Raw genomic sequence first — 14,711 nt, forward strand, 5'->3', positions numbered from 1 at the left:
GTGTCGTGCACGGGCGGCGCAGCGTCCTCCGCGTCGAACGGATCGGCGGAATCGGCAACGGCAGCGGAGGAACGGCGTGGTGACACAGGCATCGGATCGTCTGGGTGCTTCGCAAGGCAAGTACAATAGCGGCTTTCACGTCGTCCGAACGAACGACGCCGGCCAGGCCGCGCATCCCGCCATCATAGCGGCTCGCGCGCCCCATTCATGCGTTTCCGCCCTGTCGGCGGCGCCCGCCGGCCGTTTCGAACCAGCCCGCATGTTCACGCTTTCCGATTTCGATTTCAATCTGCCGCCCGAGCTGATTGCGCAAACCGCGCTGCCCGACCGCACCGCGAGCCGCCTGCTCGAGGTCGACGGCACCGTCGAGCCCGCACGCCTCGTCGACCGCCGCTTCGCCGAGCTGCCGTCGTGCATCGCGCCCGGCGACCTGCTCGTGTTCAACGATACCAAGGTGCTGAAGGCGCGGTTCTTCGGCCAGAAGGCCAGCGGCGGCAAGATCGAGGTGCTGGTCGAGCGCGTGACCGGCACGCACACGGCGCTCGCGCAGATCCGCGCAAGCAAGTCGCCGGGTGCCGGCACGACGCTGCGTCTCGCCGATGCGTTCGACGTGACCGTCGGCGAGCGCGTCGAGCCGTTCTTCACGCTGATCTTCCCCGAGCCGTGCCTCGATCTGATCGAGCAGTACGGCCGCCTGCCGCTGCCGCCCTATATCGAGCACGATCCGGACGCGACCGACGAGACGCGCTACCAGACCGTCTACGCGAGCAATCCGGGGGCGGTCGCCGCACCCACGGCCGGCCTGCACTTCGACCAGCCGATGCTCGACCGGCTCGACGCGATGGGCGTCGAACGCGCGACGCTGACGCTGCACGTCGGTGCCGGCACGTTCCAGCCGGTGCGCGTCGACAACATCGCCGAGCACAAGATGCACAGCGAGTGGTACGACCTGCCGCAGTCGCTCGTCGACAAGATCGCCGCGACCCGCGCGCGCGGCGGCAACGTGATCGCGGTCGGCACGACGTCGATGCGCGCGCTCGAAGCCGCGGCGCGCGCGGCCGACGAAGCGGGCCGCCCGCTCGCCGCCACGCAGGCCGAGACCGACATCTTCATCACGCCGGGCTATCGTTTCCGCGTGGTCGACCGGCTCGTCACGAACTTCCACCTGCCGAAGTCGACGCTGCTGATGCTGGTGTCCGCGTTCGCGGGCGTCGAGACGATCCGGGCCGCGTACCGTCACGCGATCGCCGAACGCTACCGCTTCTTCAGCTACGGCGACGCGATGCTGCTCACGCGGCGCGACACGCCGGAGACGCCGCGCGCCTAGCACGACAGGCGCGAAAATGCGGCGGCCCGCGATTGCGCAGCGGCCGTTGCGCCTCGCGCGGCCGAACGCCGCGTGGGTGTCTCCGCGCTGTTACCCCCGCGCGGTTGCCCCGTTTCCCGCAGTACGCGCTACGATGGCGCGCACCTGTTTTTCCCCGCCGCCGGCCTGCCGGCGGCGTTTCCAACATGCGCCGGACTGTTTTCCGGTAGCAAGGAGAATGACGCGATGACCGAAGGTTCATCCCACGATACGCACGATACGCACGCCCCCGTGCAGGACCGCCCCGCAAACGGGCTCGAATTCGAACTGCTGACGACCGACGGCCACGCGCGCCGCGGCCGTGTGAAGCTCAATCACGGCGTGGTCGAGACGCCGATCTTCATGCCGGTCGGCACGTACGGCACCGTGAAGGCGATCCAGCCGCGCGAGCTGCACGAGATCAAGGCCCAGATCATTCTCGGCAACACGTTCCACCTGTGGCTGCGCCCGGGCCTCGACACGATCGACGCGCACGGCGGCCTGCACGGCTTCATGGGCTGGAACAAGCCGATCCTGACCGACTCGGGCGGCTTCCAGGTGTTCTCGCTCGGCGACCTGCGCAAGATCACCGAGGACGGCGTCACGTTCGCGTCGCCGATCAACGGCGACAAGCTGTTCCTGTCGCCGGAAGTGTCGATGCAGATCCAGAAGGTGCTGAACTCCGACGTCGTGATGCAGTTCGACGAGTGCACGCCGTACGCGACCAACGGCGTGCCGACCACGCACAAGGAAGCGGCCGACTCGATGCGCATGTCGCTGCGCTGGGCGAAGCGCTCGCTCGACGAATTCAACCGGCTCGGCAACCCGAACGCGCTGTTCGGGATCGTCCAGGGCGGCATGTTCGAGGACCTGCGCGACGAATCGCTCGCGGGCCTCGCGGAACTCGGCTTCCACGGCCTCGCGATCGGCGGGCTGTCGGTCGGCGAACCGAAGGAAGACATGATGCGCGTGCTGCGCCACGTGGGCCCGAAGCTGCCGGCCAACAAGCCGCACTACCTGATGGGTGTCGGCACGCCGGAGGACCTGGTCGAGGGCGTCGCGAACGGCGTCGACATGTTCGACTGCGTGATGCCGACCCGCAACGCCCGCAACGGCTGGCTCTTCACGCGCTTCGGCGACGTGAAGATCCGCAACGCGACGCACAAGAACTCGCTGAAGCCGCTCGACGCGAGCTGCTCGTGCTACACGTGCCAGAACTTCTCGCGCGGCTACCTGCATCACCTGCACCGCGTCGGCGAGATCCTCGGCGCGCAGCTCAACACGATCCACAACCTGCACTACTACCTGCAGCTGATGAGCGAGATCCGCGACGCGATCGAGACCCACACGTTCGACGCGTTCCGCCAGCGCTTCGCGGAGGATCGCGCGAGAGGCGTCGACTGACGGGCCGGTTGCCCGCGCCGCGGCCCGTCACATAAGACGAGTACTAAATAATGCGTCCCAACTGTCGAATCCGGCCGCCAAACATTACAATTGCCTTTCCAAACGAGTCGCAACGGTACCGGTTCGCGCTTTAACAGCTTGATCCGAAAGCGCATTTGCCGAGCCGTTTGCGCATGGGGCCGGTGGTAGAATAACCGGCTTATTTTTCGATCTTCCCCTACGGAGAGACCAACGTGCCGTTCATTTCCAACGCGTTCGCGCAAGGTGCCGGTGGCGCCGAATCGAGCCTGATGAGCTTCCTGCCGCTCATCCTGATGTTTGCCGTGCTCTACTTCATCATGATCCGTCCGCAGATGAAGCGTCAGAAGGAGCACCGCAACATGCTCGCGGCCATGGCCAAGGGCGACGAAGTCGTCACGAGCGGCGGCCTCGTGGGCAAGGTGACGAAGGTCACCGAAGGCTACATCGGCGTCGAGATCGCCGAAGGCACCGAAATCACCGTGCAGAAGGCCGCGGTCACGACCATTCTGCCGAAGGGCACGATCAAGTCGCTGTAAGCCCTTCACCGAGCGTCCGGCACCCCGCGCCGTGCCCGCCTGAGAGAGCGGGCCGCCGCGGCGCCGGACGCGACGCTTTCACGCCAACCACCCGTTCGGCTCCCTCATGAATCGTTATCCACTCTGGAAATATGTCGTGATGGTCGTGGCGCTCGCCATCGGCCTTCTGTACACATTGCCCAACTTCTTCGGCGAAGCGCCGGCGGTGCAGGTGTCGAGCGGCAAGGCCACGGTCAAGCTCGACTCGACCACGCTGACCCAGGTCGAATCGGCGCTCGCCGCCGCGCAGATCACGCCGGACGACGTCACCTTCGAGAACACGGCGACCAACGCGAACATCCGCGTGCGCCTGAAGGACACCGATACGCAGCTGCGCGTCAAGGACCTGCTGCAGAAGTCGCTGAACGCCGACCCGAACGATCCCCAGTACGTCGTCGCGCTGAACCTGCAGAGCGCGTCGCCGCGCTGGCTGACCGCGCTGCACGCGCTGCCGATGTATCTCGGCCTCGACCTGCGTGGCGGCGTCCACTTCCTGCTCCAGGTCGACATGACGGGCGCGCTCACGAAGAAGCTCGATTCCGACGCGTCCGACGCGCGCACGCTGCTGCGCGACAAGAACATCCGCGACGGCGGCGTGAGCCGCGTCGACCAGTCCGTGGTCGTCAATTTCAGCGATGCGCAGACGGCGGAAGACGCCCGCAAGGTGCTCGCGCTGTCGATCACCGAACTGCAATGGGCGACCCAGCCCGGCGGCGGCGGCACGCAGGTCGTCGGCACGTTTACGCCGGCCGTGCAGAAGTCCGTCGAGGACGCCGCGCTCAAGCAGAACCTGACGACGCTCCACAACCGCGTGAACGAACTCGGCGTGTCGGAGCCGATCCTGCAGCAGCAGGGCAGCGACCGTATCGTCGTCGAGCTGCCGGGCGTGCAGGACACCGCGAAGGCGAAGGACATCATCGGCCGCACCGCGACGCTCGAGGCACGCCTCGCCGACCCGATCAACACGCACCCGAACCCGAACGACCCGGTGCCGCCGGGCGAAGAACTGTTCACGCAGGGCAACCAGGCGCCCGTGCTGCTGAAGAAGGAAGTGATCTTCACGGGCGACCGCATCATCGATGCATCGGCCGGTTTCGACGATCACCAGCGTCCGTCGGTCAACATCCGCCTCGATTCGGCGGGCGGCCGCTCAGTGCGCGCGGTGTCGCGCGAGAACATCGGCAAGCCGATGGCGATGGTGCTGTTCGAGAAGGGCAAGGGCGAGGTGCTGACGGTCGCGACGATCCAGTCGGAGCTCGGCGACCGCTTCCAGATCACGGGCCAGCCGACGCCGCAGGCCGCGGCCGACCTCGCGCTGCTGCTGCGCGCCGGTTCGCTCGCCGCGCCGATGGACATCATCGAGGAGCGCACGATCGGCCCGAGCCTCGGCGCCGACAACATCAAGATGGGCGTCCACTCGGTGATCTGGGGCTTCTGCGCGATCGCCGTGTTCATGATCGCGTACTACATGCTGTTCGGCGTGATCTCGGTGATCGGCCTGTCGGTGAACCTGCTGCTGCTCGTCGCCGTGCTGTCGCTGATGCAGGCCACGCTGACGCTGCCCGGTATCGCCGCTATCGCGCTTGCGCTCGGTATGGCGATCGACTCGAACGTGCTGATCAACGAGCGCGTGCGTGAAGAACTGCGCGCCGGCCAGCCGCCGCAGCTCGCGATCCAGTCGGGCTACGCGCACGCATGGGCGACGATTCTCGACTCGAACGTCACGACGCTGATCGCCGGCCTCGCGCTGCTCGCGTTCGGCTCGGGCCCGGTTCGCGCGTTCGCGATCGTGCACTGCCTCGGTATCCTGACGTCGATGTTCTCCGCGGTGTTCTTCTCGCGCGGGATCGTCAACCTCTGGTACGGCGGCCGCAAGAAGCTGAAGTCGCTCGCGATCGGCCAGGTGTGGAAGCCGGAAGGCGCCGCTGCCGCCGCACCGTTCGCCGAGGCGGACGATGCGACCGACACCGCGCGTGCCGCGAAGCTCGCCGCGCCCGCGAAGGGCAACGCGCCGCGCACCGGCAAGCCGCAGCTGCGCAACCGCGCGCAGCAAGGCGTGTCGCCGAAGAAACCGGGCTCGACCCAATAAGGCCCCGGAGAAGACCATGGAATTTTTCCGCATCCGTAAAGACATTCCGTTCATGCGGCACGCGCTGGTGTTCAACGTGATCTCGCTGGTCACGTTCCTCGCCGCCGTGTTCTTCCTGTTCCACCGCGGGCTGCATCTGTCCGTCGAATTCACCGGCGGGACGGTGATCGAGGTGCAGTACCAGCAGGCCGCCGAACTCGAACCCGTGCGCGCGACGCTCGGCAAGCTCGGCTACGTCGACGCGCAGGTGCAGAACTTCGGCACGTCGCGCAACGTGCTGATCCGGCTGCAGCTGAAGGAAGGCCTCACGTCCGCTCAGCAGAGCGACCAGGTGATGAGCGCGCTGAAGGCACAGAGCCCGGACGTCACGCTGCAACGCGTCGAATTCGTCGGCCCGCAAGTCGGCCGCGAACTCGCGACCGACGGCCTGCTCGCGCTCGCGTGCGTCGTGATCGGCATCGTGATCTACCTGTCGTTCCGCTTCGAGTGGAAGTACGCGGTGGCCGGCATCATCGCCAACCTGCACGACGTCGTGATCATTCTCGGCTTCTTCGCGTTCTTCCAGTGGGAGTTCTCGCTGGCGGTGCTCGCGGCCATCCTCGCGGTGCTCGGCTACTCGGTCAACGAGTCGGTCGTCATCTTCGACCGGATCCGCGAAACGTTCCGCCGCGAACGCAAGATGACCGTGCAGGAAGTGATCAACCACGCGATCACGACCACGATGTCGCGTACGATCATCACGCACACGTCGACCGAAATGATGGTGCTGTCGATGTTCTTCTTCGGCGGCCCGACGCTGCACTACTTCGCCCTCGCGCTGACGGTCGGCATCATGTTCGGCATCTACTCGTCGGTGTTCGTCGCGGGCTCGCTCGCGATGTGGCTCGGCATCAAGCGCGAAGACCTGATCAAGGAAAAGAAGACCGCGCACGATCCGGACGATCCCAACGCAGGCGCGCAGGTTTAAGCGCCACGCTGCTTCGGCACAGACGAAAAGCCGGCCCGGTTGGGCCGGCTTTTTTTCGCCCGTATGTTCGCCCGTACCGCCGGCGAGGAACGCGCAGCCCGCTCGCCCTGCCCCGTCACTCGCGTCGGCTACAATCGTGACCGTCCCGCCGGCCGTGCGCCGGCGGGACAGCACCTTCGCCCTCCGTTCCAACGTGCGGTCCCGATGATGCCTTCTACGCGTGCCGTTCTTCGCCTTGCCGTTTGCGCAGCCGCCACGGCCGCGTTCCTGCCGTGCGCGTCACCGGCCGGTGCGCAACAACCGGCCCCCGCCCCGCCCGCTTCTGCTCCCGCCGCCTCATCCTCGTCATCCGCCTCACCCGCCACCGCCCGGCCGCCTTCGCCCTGCCCGCCCGACTGGGAGCCGCAGATCTGCGAGCTCAAGGCGGCGGTGGAAGTCCTGAAGCGGCAGCACCTGACCGACGTCGACATCGGCGCGCTGCTCGACGCCACGACCCACGCGGGAATCAAGACGCTGCCGTACGCGCGTTTCTTCGATGCGAAGGAGGAGCAGGAGCGGCGCGAAGACGAACGGCGCGCGCGCGACGGCACGCCCGGCATCGGCATCGTGTTCGAGACGCGGCCCGACGGGCTGCACATCGTCGACGTGATTCCCGACGCGCCCGCGGAACAGGCCGGCGTGCGCCCCGACGATCTCGTCGTCGCGATGAACGATACGAGCGTTGTCGGCATCGACGCCGCCGACCTGACCAAGCTCGCCAAGGGCGACGCGGGTGTGCCGCTGAAGCTCACGGTACAGCGCGGCCCGTCGCACGCGATGCTGAGCTTCGCGCCCGTGCGGACGATCCTCAAGCCGCACCCTGCGACCGCGAAACGGCTCGCCGGCGACATCCTGTACACGCGGCTGTCGAGCTTCCCGGAACCCGCGGTCGGCGCCTACATCGACGCGGTGCAGGCCGCACGCCGCGCGGGGCCGCCCGTGAAAGGCGTGATCCTGGACCTGCGCATCAACGGCGGCGGCGCGCTCAATGCGGCGATCGGCATCACCGCGCTGTTCGCGGGCCGCGATCGCACCGCGATGGTGACGGTCGAGCGCGGCGACGCCAACCGTCGCCGCTACACGACCAACTGGCCCGATTACGCGTTGCCGGTCATGCACGGACAGGATCCGCTCGCGCCGTTGCAGGCCGACGACTGGTGGCACACCGTGCCGCTCGTCGTGCTCGTCGACGGACAGAGCGCGTCGGCCGCCGAAGCGACCGCGGCGGCGCTGAAGGATCTCGGCCGCGCGAAGCTGCTCGGCATGCCGACCTACGGAAAGGGGCTCGCGCAGACGGGCGTCGACCTGATCGACGGCACGCGCCTGAATTTCACGTTCGCGCGCAACCTGCGGCCGAACGGCTGCCCGATGGACGGCTACGGCGTCGTGCCCGACTGGCTGGTGCCGCCGCGCCGCGACTCGGACGTCGACGGCGTGCTGCTGTGGTACCGCGAAGCCGATCTCCCGCGCGCGCCGTATGCGGACCGGCTGGCGCCCGACCCGTTCGCGAAGGTGCGCAAGGAGCGGCAGAAGCTGCGCGAGCAGCGTGCGCTTGCAAAGATCGACTCGGCGAAGAGCGCGGCGCTGCCGCAGCGCGAGTTCGGCACGGCCTCCGACTGGCAGCTCGGGCAGGCCCTTGCCGCGCTCGCGGGGCGCCCCGTGCGAACCATCGACGCCAAGCCGCAACTGATGCCCGCGCAACCCGTGTGCGAGCGCGCCGGCAACTGACGCGCGCCGCCGGCCCTGTTACCGGAAGCCGAACCGCCGGCGCAGCACGACCAGCGCCGCGAGGCTCAGCACGGCCGCGAACATCAGGTAGAAGCTCGGCGCCGTCTTCATCCCGGTTGCCTTGATCAGCCACGCGATGATGAACGGCCCGAAGCCGCCGAAGATCGTCACCGCGACGTTATAGGCGAGCGACATCCCGGTCGTGCGCGTCTGCACCGGGAACACTTCGGACAACAAACCCGGCAGCGCCGCGAAGTAACCCGTCATCAGGAATGCGAGCAGCACCTGCAGGGCGATCAGCGTGCCGAAGCCCGGATGGGCGACCAGGTACGCGAATGCCGGATAGATCAGCACGAGGATGCCGATCGCCGGCGCGATCATCACACGCACGCGGCCGTAAGTATCCGACCAGTGGCCGACGAGCGGTGCGAACACCATCTGGATCACGCCGACGACGAGGATCGCCGCGAACGCGGCCGACGGCGCGAGGCCGAGCTGCTTCACGCCGTAGGTCGGCATGAACAGCACGAGATAGGTCGCGACGGTGCCGAGCACGACCACGCCCATCGCGGCGACGAGACGCGCCTTGTGCGACGCGAACGTGTCCCGCAGCGGGTTCGCGGTGCCTTCCGCCGCGAGGAATTCGGGCGTCTCGTCGACCTTCGTGCGGATGTAGTAAGCGACGGGCCCGAGCAGCAGGCCGAAGAAGAACGGCACGCGCCAGCCCCACGACGCCATTTGCGCGGCCGAGAGCTGCGCGTTCAGCACGGTGCCGAAGCCGGCGGCGAGCAGCGTCGTGAGCCCCTGGCTCGCGACCTGCCAGCTCGCGAAGAAGCCGCGTCGGCCCGGCACGTGTTCGGCGAGGAACGCGGTCGCGCTGCCGAATTCGCCGCCGGCCGAGAAGCCCTGCATCAGCCGCGCGGCGACGAGGATCACCGGCGCCGCGACGCCGATCGCCCCGTAGGTCGGCAGCACCGCGATGATCAGCGTGCCGGCCATCATCAGCAGGATCGACAGCGTGAGCGCGGCCTTGCGGCCCGCGCGGTCGGCGTACGCGCCGAGCACGATCGCGCCGAGCGGGCGCATGAAGAACGACACGCCGAACGTGCCGAGCGTGAGCAGCAGCGACACGGTGTCGTTGCCGGCCGGGAAGAACAGCTTCGAGATCGTCACCGCGAAAAAACCGTAGACGACGAGATCGAACCACTCGAGCGCATTGCCGATCGACGCGGCGACCACCGCGCGCCACACGCGCGGCGACGAGGCAATGGGACGGGACTGCGTGACGGCATGCATCGGCGATCTCCTTGTCGTTGTACGTTCTGTTCGAGGCGGCCGCGGCCACGCGTGCGCCGTCGGCGCCGCCCGGGCGCCGCGAGCGGCGCTCGGGCGATTATAGGCGCGCAAAAAAAACCGCCGCGCCCGTGGAACGGGAACGCGGCGGTTGGCGCGCGACGGGCCGGCGCGGCGGCCGGCCCGGCTGGCGGTATTACTGCTGCTTGACGGCTTCGGCCGTGATCAGCAGCTTCGTCTTCATCTTGAAGCCGTACTGCTTGCCGTAGTCGAGGCCGAAATCGTCGCGGCTGAATTCGCCGACCGCGTCGACGCCGCAGACTTCACGCTTGAGCATCGGATGCGGCATGCACTTGAACGAGTCGATCTTCAGCGTCAACGGCTTCGTGACGCCATGCAGCGTCAGGTTGCCGACCACCGACACCGGCTTGTCGCCGTCGAACTTGATCGTGCCCTTGTAGTTCGCCTGCGGGAACTTCGCGACGTCGAAGAATTCGTTCGTCTGCAGGTGCTCGTCGAGCTTCGCGCTGCCGGTGTGGATCGACGCGATGTCGGTCGTCACGTCGACCGTACCCGTCTTCGCCGCGCGATCGAGCGTCACGGTGCCGCTCGACTTGTCGAACTTGCCGCGCCAGACCGACAGGCCGCCGAAGTGGTCGGCCTCGAAGCTCGGGTACGTGTGGGACGGATCGAACTGGTAGGTTGCGCTGTCGGCGAATGCCGAGAACGACAGCGTGGCAGCCAGTGCGCCCGCGGCGATCATCAGATGCTTTTTCAACTCTTTCTCCTTGGAACGGCGCCGCGCCCTCGCGCGGCATTCGGGTGATGCGATGGTTCGCCGCTTACTTCGTGGCGACGAGATGGAACTTGATCTGCACTTCGTCCGCGACGACCGACGTGTCCTTCCACTCGCCGGTGCCGACGTTGAAGGCCGAACGCTTGATCGGCAGCACGCCGTCGAACGTCTGCGTCGCGCCGTTCTGCGTGACCGTGACGGGCACCGTGACGGTTTCGGCCTTGCCCTTGATCGTCAGCTTGCCGGTCACGTTGTACTTGTTGCCGCCGGCCGGTGCGATCGCCGACGACACGAACGTCGCCTGCGGGAAAGCCTTCGCGTCGAACCAGTCCTTGCCGGCGACCTGGTCGTTGTACATCTTGTCGCCGAGGTCATAGCTCGCGACGTCGATCGTCATCTGGGCGCTGCCCTGCGCGGCCTTCGCCGGATCGAACTTCACCTGCGCGGAAAACTTCTTGAACGCGCCTTCGGTCGGCACGTTCATCTGCTTCGACACGGCAGACACCTTGCTCTTCGCGAGATCGACATCGGCGTGCGCCGCGCCCGACGCGACAAGTGACACCGCGGCGAACGCGGTCAGCATGGAGCGGGAGAAAGACACTTTCATGGGATCCTTCATTTGGCAAAGGGAAGCATCCGCGACAGCAGGCCGTCGCGGTCCAACAACTGGTGCTTGAGCGCCGCGAGCACGTGCATCGCGACGAGCGCAAGCAGAATGTAATTCAAGGACACGTGGAGCGTCTTGAAGGTTTCCTTCAGCACCGGATCGGGGTCGATCAGCCGCGGCAGCGGCACGATGCCCAGGTAGACGACCGGGATGTTCGAGGCCGAGCTGTACAGGTAGCCCGTCACGGGGATCACGATCATCAGCACGTACAGCAGCATGTGCACGCCGTGCGATACCGCGCGCTGCCACGCCGGCGTATCGGCCGGCAGCGGCGGCGGCACGTGGGTCGCCCGCCACAGCACGCGGATGACGGCCAGCGCGAACACCGTCACGCCGATCCACTTGTGCCACGAGAAGTACTTCAGCTTGGTCGGCGTGAAGCCGGGGATGTTGGTCATCACCCAGCCGAGCGCGAAGCCGCAGATGATCAGCAGCGCGATCAGCCAGTGCAGCGCGATCGCGGTATGCGCATAACGTGCCGGCACGGCCGGCGGCGATTTCGATACCATCCTGGATTCCTCAGTTCAGCGAACAGCCGCGCCGGCCATTCGTCCGACGCTTGTCAAGGGCGCCATGCTACCGCAACCTTTTGACGCGCGCGGACTCTGAGGACAGGCATGTCAGCCGGCCGACAGCTTCCCGTCATGTTACCGGCCAGTCACAAACCGCACGATCCTTGACACGCCGAAAAGGCCCTTTTGGTAAGATTGGCGCGGGTTCCGGCCCCGTCGACGCGTGTCCCCGGCCGTCGCACAACTGCCTTTTCCATGCAACGATACGACCTGATTGCCTGTCACGAGTGCGACGCACTGTTGCACAAACCGCGCCTGAGCGGCCGCGAAATCGCGCGTTGCCCGCGCTGCGACGCGCTGCTTTATCGCAACAGCGCGGCGCAGATCGAGCGGATCTGCGCGCTCGCGCTCGCGGCACTGATCACGTTCACGATTGCCCAGGCGTTCCCGATCCTCGAAATGGACGTGAACGGCAACCGCGTGCAGACCACGCTGATCGGCGCGATCGACTCGCTGTGGCGCCAGGACATGGCGATCGTCGGCGTGATGGTGTTCTGCTCGACCGTGCTGTTCCCGCTCGTCGAGATGGCCGCGCTGCTGTACCTGCTGCTGCCGATCCGCCGCGGGGTCGTGCCGCCCGGTTTCAACCTCGTGCTGCGCGCGATCGAGATGGTGCGGCCGTGGGGGATGATCGAGGTGTTCATGCTCGGGATCCTCGTCACGATCGTCAAGATGGTGAGCCTCGCGCGCGTCGTGCCGGAAGCCGCGCTGTTCGCGTTCGCCGCGCTCACGCTGATGATCGCCGTGGTGCTGATGTTCGATCCGCGCACGCTGTGGGACATCGTCGACGACCTGCGCGCCGGGCGCTCGCCCGGGCAGCCCGACGCCACCCCGTCGCCGGAAGCCGCCCGCCGATGACGATCCCGACCGCCGCCCGCGAGGGCTACGTCAGCTGCCACACGTGCGGGCTCGTGCAGACGCTCGACCATCCGCACGCGCATTGCGCGCGCTGCGGCAGCGCGCTCCATTTCCGCACGCCGAACAGCCTGATGCGCACGTGGGCGCTGCTGCTCGCGGCCGCGATCCTGTACATTCCAGCGAACCTGCTGCCGATCATGCGCACCGCGTCGATCGTCGGCTCGCAGGAAGACACGATCATGAGCGGCGTCATCTATTTCTGGGTGTCGGGCGACTGGCCGCTCGCCGTCGTCGTGTTCGTCGCGAGCATCCTCGTGCCGATGCTCAAGCTCGGCGTATTGCTGATCCTCGTGATCAGCGCGCAGCGCCGCACCGCATGGCGGCCGCAGCAGCGCACGCGGCTGTTCCGGATCGTCGAGCGCATCGGCCGCTGGTCGATGCTCGACATCTTCGTCGTGACGCTGACCGTCGCGCTCGTCCATTTCCGTTCGCTCGCCGTCATCACGGCCGGCCCCGGCGCACTCGCGTTCGGTTCCGTCGTGATCCTGACGATGCTCGCGTCGATGCAGTTCGATCCCCGCCTGATCTGGGATCCAGTCGAAACCTCAGGGAATCACCATGAATAGTCCACAAGGCCCGCAGCACGACGCGCCCCGGCCGCCCGATCCGACGATCTCGACGAAAAGCGGCTGGCTGCCGTCGCTCGTCTGGCTCGTGCCGCTGATCGCCGCGCTGATCGGCATCGGCCTCGTGATCAAGTCCGTGCGCGAACGCGGCCCGGAAATCACGATCAGCTTCCACAGCGCCGAAGGGCTCGAGCCCGGCAAGACCCAGGTCAAGTACAAGGACGTCGAGATCGGCATGGTCAAGACGATCAAGCTGTCGAAAGACCTGTCGCGCGTGCTCGTCCAGGTGCAGCTCAAGAAGGAAGCCGAGGACTTCGCGGTCAAGGGCTCGCGCTTCTGGATCGTGCGGCCGCGCGTCGGCGCGACCGGCGTGTCGGGGCTCGGCACGCTGCTGTCGGGCGCGTACATCGGCGTCGACGCCGGCCGCGGCCAGGACACGCTGACCGATTTCACGGGCCTCGAGACGCCACCGGCCGTCACGGGCGACCAGAAAGGCACGCAGTACGTGCTGCGCGGCGATTCGCTCGGCTCGGTCGACATCGGCTCGCCGGTCTACTACCGCCGCGTGCAGGTCGGCCAGGTGGTCGGCTTCTCGCTCGACAAGGACGGCACGGGCGTCACGTTCAACGTGTTCGTCAATGCGCCGTACGACCAGTACGTCGGCATCAACTCGCGCTGGTGGCAGGCGAGCGGCGTCGACCTGCGGCTCGATTCGAGCGGCCTGAAGCTGAACACGCAGTCGCTCGCGACGGTGATCCTCGGCGGCATCGCGTTCCAGACGCCGCCGAACCAGGGCTCCGGCACGACCGCGCCGAACAACACCACGTTCCGACTCGCGTCCGACGAGGGCGACGCGATGCGCGACCCGGACGGCCAGCCGCTGCAGGTCGTGATGAACTTCAACCAGTCGCTGCGCGGGCTCGCCGTCGGCGCGACGGTCGACTTCCGCGGCATCGTGCTCGGCGAAGTGACGAACATCGGTATCGACTTCGATCCGAAGACGAAGAACTTCCTGATGCCGGTGACGATGAACATCTATCCGGAACGCCTCGGCCGGCGCTTCCGCGAAACGATCGAGAGCAAGGGCGAACCGGCCCGCCGCGAGATCGTCGAGCGGCTCGTCCAGCACGGGCTGCGCGGCCAGCTGCGCACCGGCAACCTGCTGACGAGCCAGCTGTACGTCGCGCTCGACTTCTTCCCGAAGGCGCCGGCCGTGAAGATCGACACGGCCCGCCAGCCGCTCGAGCTGCCGACCGTGCCGAACACGCTCGACGAGCTGCAGCTGCAGGTCGCCGACATCGCGAAGAAGCTCGACAAGGTGCCGTTCGACCAGATCGGCGCGAACCTGAACAGCGCGCTCGCGAACGCCGACAAGCTGTTCAAGCAGCTCGACACGCAGGTCGCGCCGGAAGCGCGCGACACGCTGTCGGCGGCGAAGCAGACCTTCTCGACCGCCGAAGCGACGCTGCAGCAGGATTCGCCGCTGCAGTCCGACGTGCGCGGCGCGCTGAAGGAACTCACGCGCACGCTGCAATCGCTGAACGCGCTCGCCGACTACCTCGAGCGTCACCCCGAATCGCTGCTCAAGGGCAAGCCAGGAGATCAACCATGACGACACGCGTGAACGGTTTCGCGAGCGGTGCGGCGGCGGTTGCCGCCGCCCTCGCGCTCGCCGCGTGCAGCTCGCCGCCCGCGCGGTTCTACACGCTCAGCCCGGCCGACGCCGCGGCG

At 67.2% G+C, this 14,711-nt stretch carries 14 protein-coding genes; 9 read left to right on the forward strand and 5 right to left on the reverse strand.

Going from position 1 to position 14,711, the window contains the following annotated elements; all coding sequences use genetic code 11:
• On the reverse strand, positions 1–205 hold a 205-nt coding region (locus tag ABY44_RS14155), incomplete at its 3' end, for a hypothetical protein (protein ID WP_431641330.1).
• Between the two features lie 54 nt (positions 206–259).
• On the opposite strand from ABY44_RS14155, the gene queA reads away from it, so the two are divergent.
• The 6 genes from queA (at position 260) to ABY44_RS14185 (ending at position 8,168) form a co-directional block, all read left to right on the forward strand.
• Entirely contained in the window at positions 260–1,327 is a 1,068-nt protein-coding gene (gene queA, locus ABY44_RS14160) for a tRNA preQ1(34) S-adenosylmethionine ribosyltransferase-isomerase QueA (RefSeq protein ID WP_060084060.1), read from the forward strand.
• 225 nt (positions 1,328–1,552) lie between these two features.
• The gene (tgt, locus tag ABY44_RS14165; RefSeq protein WP_027788335.1) at positions 1,553–2,749 is read left to right on the forward strand and encodes a tRNA guanosine(34) transglycosylase Tgt; all 1,197 of its coding nucleotides are present in this window, start codon (positions 1,553–1,555) and stop codon (positions 2,747–2,749) included.
• 233 nt (positions 2,750–2,982) lie between these two features.
• Positions 2,983–3,306, forward strand: coding sequence for a preprotein translocase subunit YajC (gene yajC, locus ABY44_RS14170; RefSeq protein ID WP_006476868.1), 324 nt, complete (start codon positions 2,983–2,985; stop codon positions 3,304–3,306).
• Positions 3,307–3,412: 106 nt separating this feature from the next.
• Positions 3,413–5,434: a protein translocase subunit SecD gene (secD, locus tag ABY44_RS14175; RefSeq protein WP_021163786.1), complete on the forward strand. Its 2,022-nt coding sequence runs from the start codon at positions 3,413–3,415 to the stop codon at positions 5,432–5,434.
• Positions 5,435–5,450: 16 nt separating this feature from the next.
• Positions 5,451–6,401, forward strand: coding sequence for a protein translocase subunit SecF (gene secF, locus ABY44_RS14180; RefSeq protein WP_027788337.1), 951 nt, complete (start codon positions 5,451–5,453; stop codon positions 6,399–6,401).
• A 204-nt stretch (positions 6,402–6,605) separates the two neighbouring features.
• Positions 6,606–8,168: a S41 family peptidase gene (locus ABY44_RS14185; protein WP_431641333.1), complete on the forward strand. Its 1,563-nt coding sequence runs from the start codon at positions 6,606–6,608 to the stop codon at positions 8,166–8,168.
• 18 nt (positions 8,169–8,186) lie between these two features.
• On the opposite strand, the gene ABY44_RS14190 is transcribed toward ABY44_RS14185, so the two are convergent.
• The 4 genes from ABY44_RS14190 to ABY44_RS14205 form a co-directional block, all read right to left on the reverse strand.
• Positions 8,187–9,464: an MFS transporter gene (locus tag ABY44_RS14190; protein WP_059685217.1), complete on the reverse strand. Its 1,278-nt coding sequence runs from the start codon at positions 9,462–9,464 to the stop codon at positions 8,187–8,189.
• A gap of 193 nt (positions 9,465–9,657) precedes the next feature.
• The gene (locus ABY44_RS14195; protein WP_027788340.1) at positions 9,658–10,239 is read right to left on the reverse strand and encodes a YceI family protein; all 582 of its coding nucleotides are present in this window, start codon (positions 10,237–10,239) and stop codon (positions 9,658–9,660) included.
• A gap of 64 nt (positions 10,240–10,303) precedes the next feature.
• Positions 10,304–10,864: a YceI family protein gene (locus tag ABY44_RS14200; RefSeq protein WP_042972699.1), complete on the reverse strand. Its 561-nt coding sequence runs from the start codon at positions 10,862–10,864 to the stop codon at positions 10,304–10,306.
• An 8-nt stretch (positions 10,865–10,872) separates the two neighbouring features.
• Complete coding sequence (locus tag ABY44_RS14205; RefSeq protein ID WP_431641335.1) at positions 10,873–11,433, reverse strand: cytochrome b; 561 nt, start codon at positions 11,431–11,433, stop codon at positions 10,873–10,875.
• 258 nt (positions 11,434–11,691) lie between these two features.
• Between ABY44_RS14205 and ABY44_RS14210 the strand changes: the two genes are divergently transcribed.
• The 3 genes from ABY44_RS14210 to ABY44_RS14220 are packed head-to-tail and all read left to right on the forward strand — an operon-like array spanning position 11,692 to position 14,592.
• Positions 11,692–12,354: a paraquat-inducible protein A gene (locus tag ABY44_RS14210; protein WP_059698797.1), complete on the forward strand. Its 663-nt coding sequence runs from the start codon at positions 11,692–11,694 to the stop codon at positions 12,352–12,354.
• Positions 12,351–12,980, forward strand: coding sequence for a paraquat-inducible protein A (locus tag ABY44_RS14215; protein ID WP_021156371.1), 630 nt, complete (start codon positions 12,351–12,353; stop codon positions 12,978–12,980). Before ABY44_RS14210 ends, ABY44_RS14215 begins: the two co-directional genes overlap by 4 nt.
• Positions 12,973–14,592 carry an intermembrane transport protein PqiB gene (locus ABY44_RS14220; protein WP_027788344.1) on the forward strand — a complete coding sequence of 540 codons (1,620 nt, stop codon included), beginning with the start codon at positions 12,973–12,975 and terminating at the stop codon, positions 14,590–14,592. The genes ABY44_RS14215 and ABY44_RS14220 overlap by 8 nt, the downstream gene beginning before the upstream one ends.
• The last annotated feature ends 119 nt before the right edge of the window (positions 14,593–14,711 follow it).

The sequence above is a fragment of the Burkholderia sp. ZZQ-2 genome, assembly GCF_050768715.1.
Taxonomy (GTDB): Bacteria; Pseudomonadota; Gammaproteobacteria; order Burkholderiales; family Burkholderiaceae; genus Burkholderia; species Burkholderia cepacia.

Excerpts from the sequence above, each read along its gene's own strand:
- queA (WP_060084060.1), top strand. The coding sequence starts at position 260 with ATGTTCACGCTTTCCGATTTCGATTTCAATCTGCCGCCCGAGCTGATT.
- ABY44_RS14220 (WP_027788344.1), top strand. The coding sequence starts at position 12,973 with ATGAATAGTCCACAAGGCCCGCAGCACGACGCGCCCCGGCCGCCCGAT.
- secD (WP_021163786.1), top strand. The coding sequence starts at position 3,413 with ATGAATCGTTATCCACTCTGGAAATATGTCGTGATGGTCGTGGCGCTC.
- secF (WP_027788337.1), top strand. The coding sequence starts at position 5,451 with ATGGAATTTTTCCGCATCCGTAAAGACATTCCGTTCATGCGGCACGCG.
- tgt (WP_027788335.1), top strand. The coding sequence starts at position 1,553 with ATGACCGAAGGTTCATCCCACGATACGCACGATACGCACGCCCCCGTG.
- ABY44_RS14215 (WP_021156371.1), top strand. The coding sequence starts at position 12,351 with ATGACGATCCCGACCGCCGCCCGCGAGGGCTACGTCAGCTGCCACACG.
- ABY44_RS14210 (WP_059698797.1), top strand. The coding sequence starts at position 11,692 with ATGCAACGATACGACCTGATTGCCTGTCACGAGTGCGACGCACTGTTG.
- ABY44_RS14190 (WP_059685217.1), bottom strand. The coding sequence starts at position 9,464 with ATGCATGCCGTCACGCAGTCCCGTCCCATTGCCTCGTCGCCGCGCGTG.
- ABY44_RS14200 (WP_042972699.1), bottom strand. The coding sequence starts at position 10,864 with ATGAAAGTGTCTTTCTCCCGCTCCATGCTGACCGCGTTCGCCGCGGTG.
- ABY44_RS14205 (WP_431641335.1), bottom strand. The coding sequence starts at position 11,433 with ATGGTATCGAAATCGCCGCCGGCCGTGCCGGCACGTTATGCGCATACC.
- ABY44_RS14185 (WP_431641333.1), top strand. The coding sequence starts at position 6,606 with ATGATGCCTTCTACGCGTGCCGTTCTTCGCCTTGCCGTTTGCGCAGCC.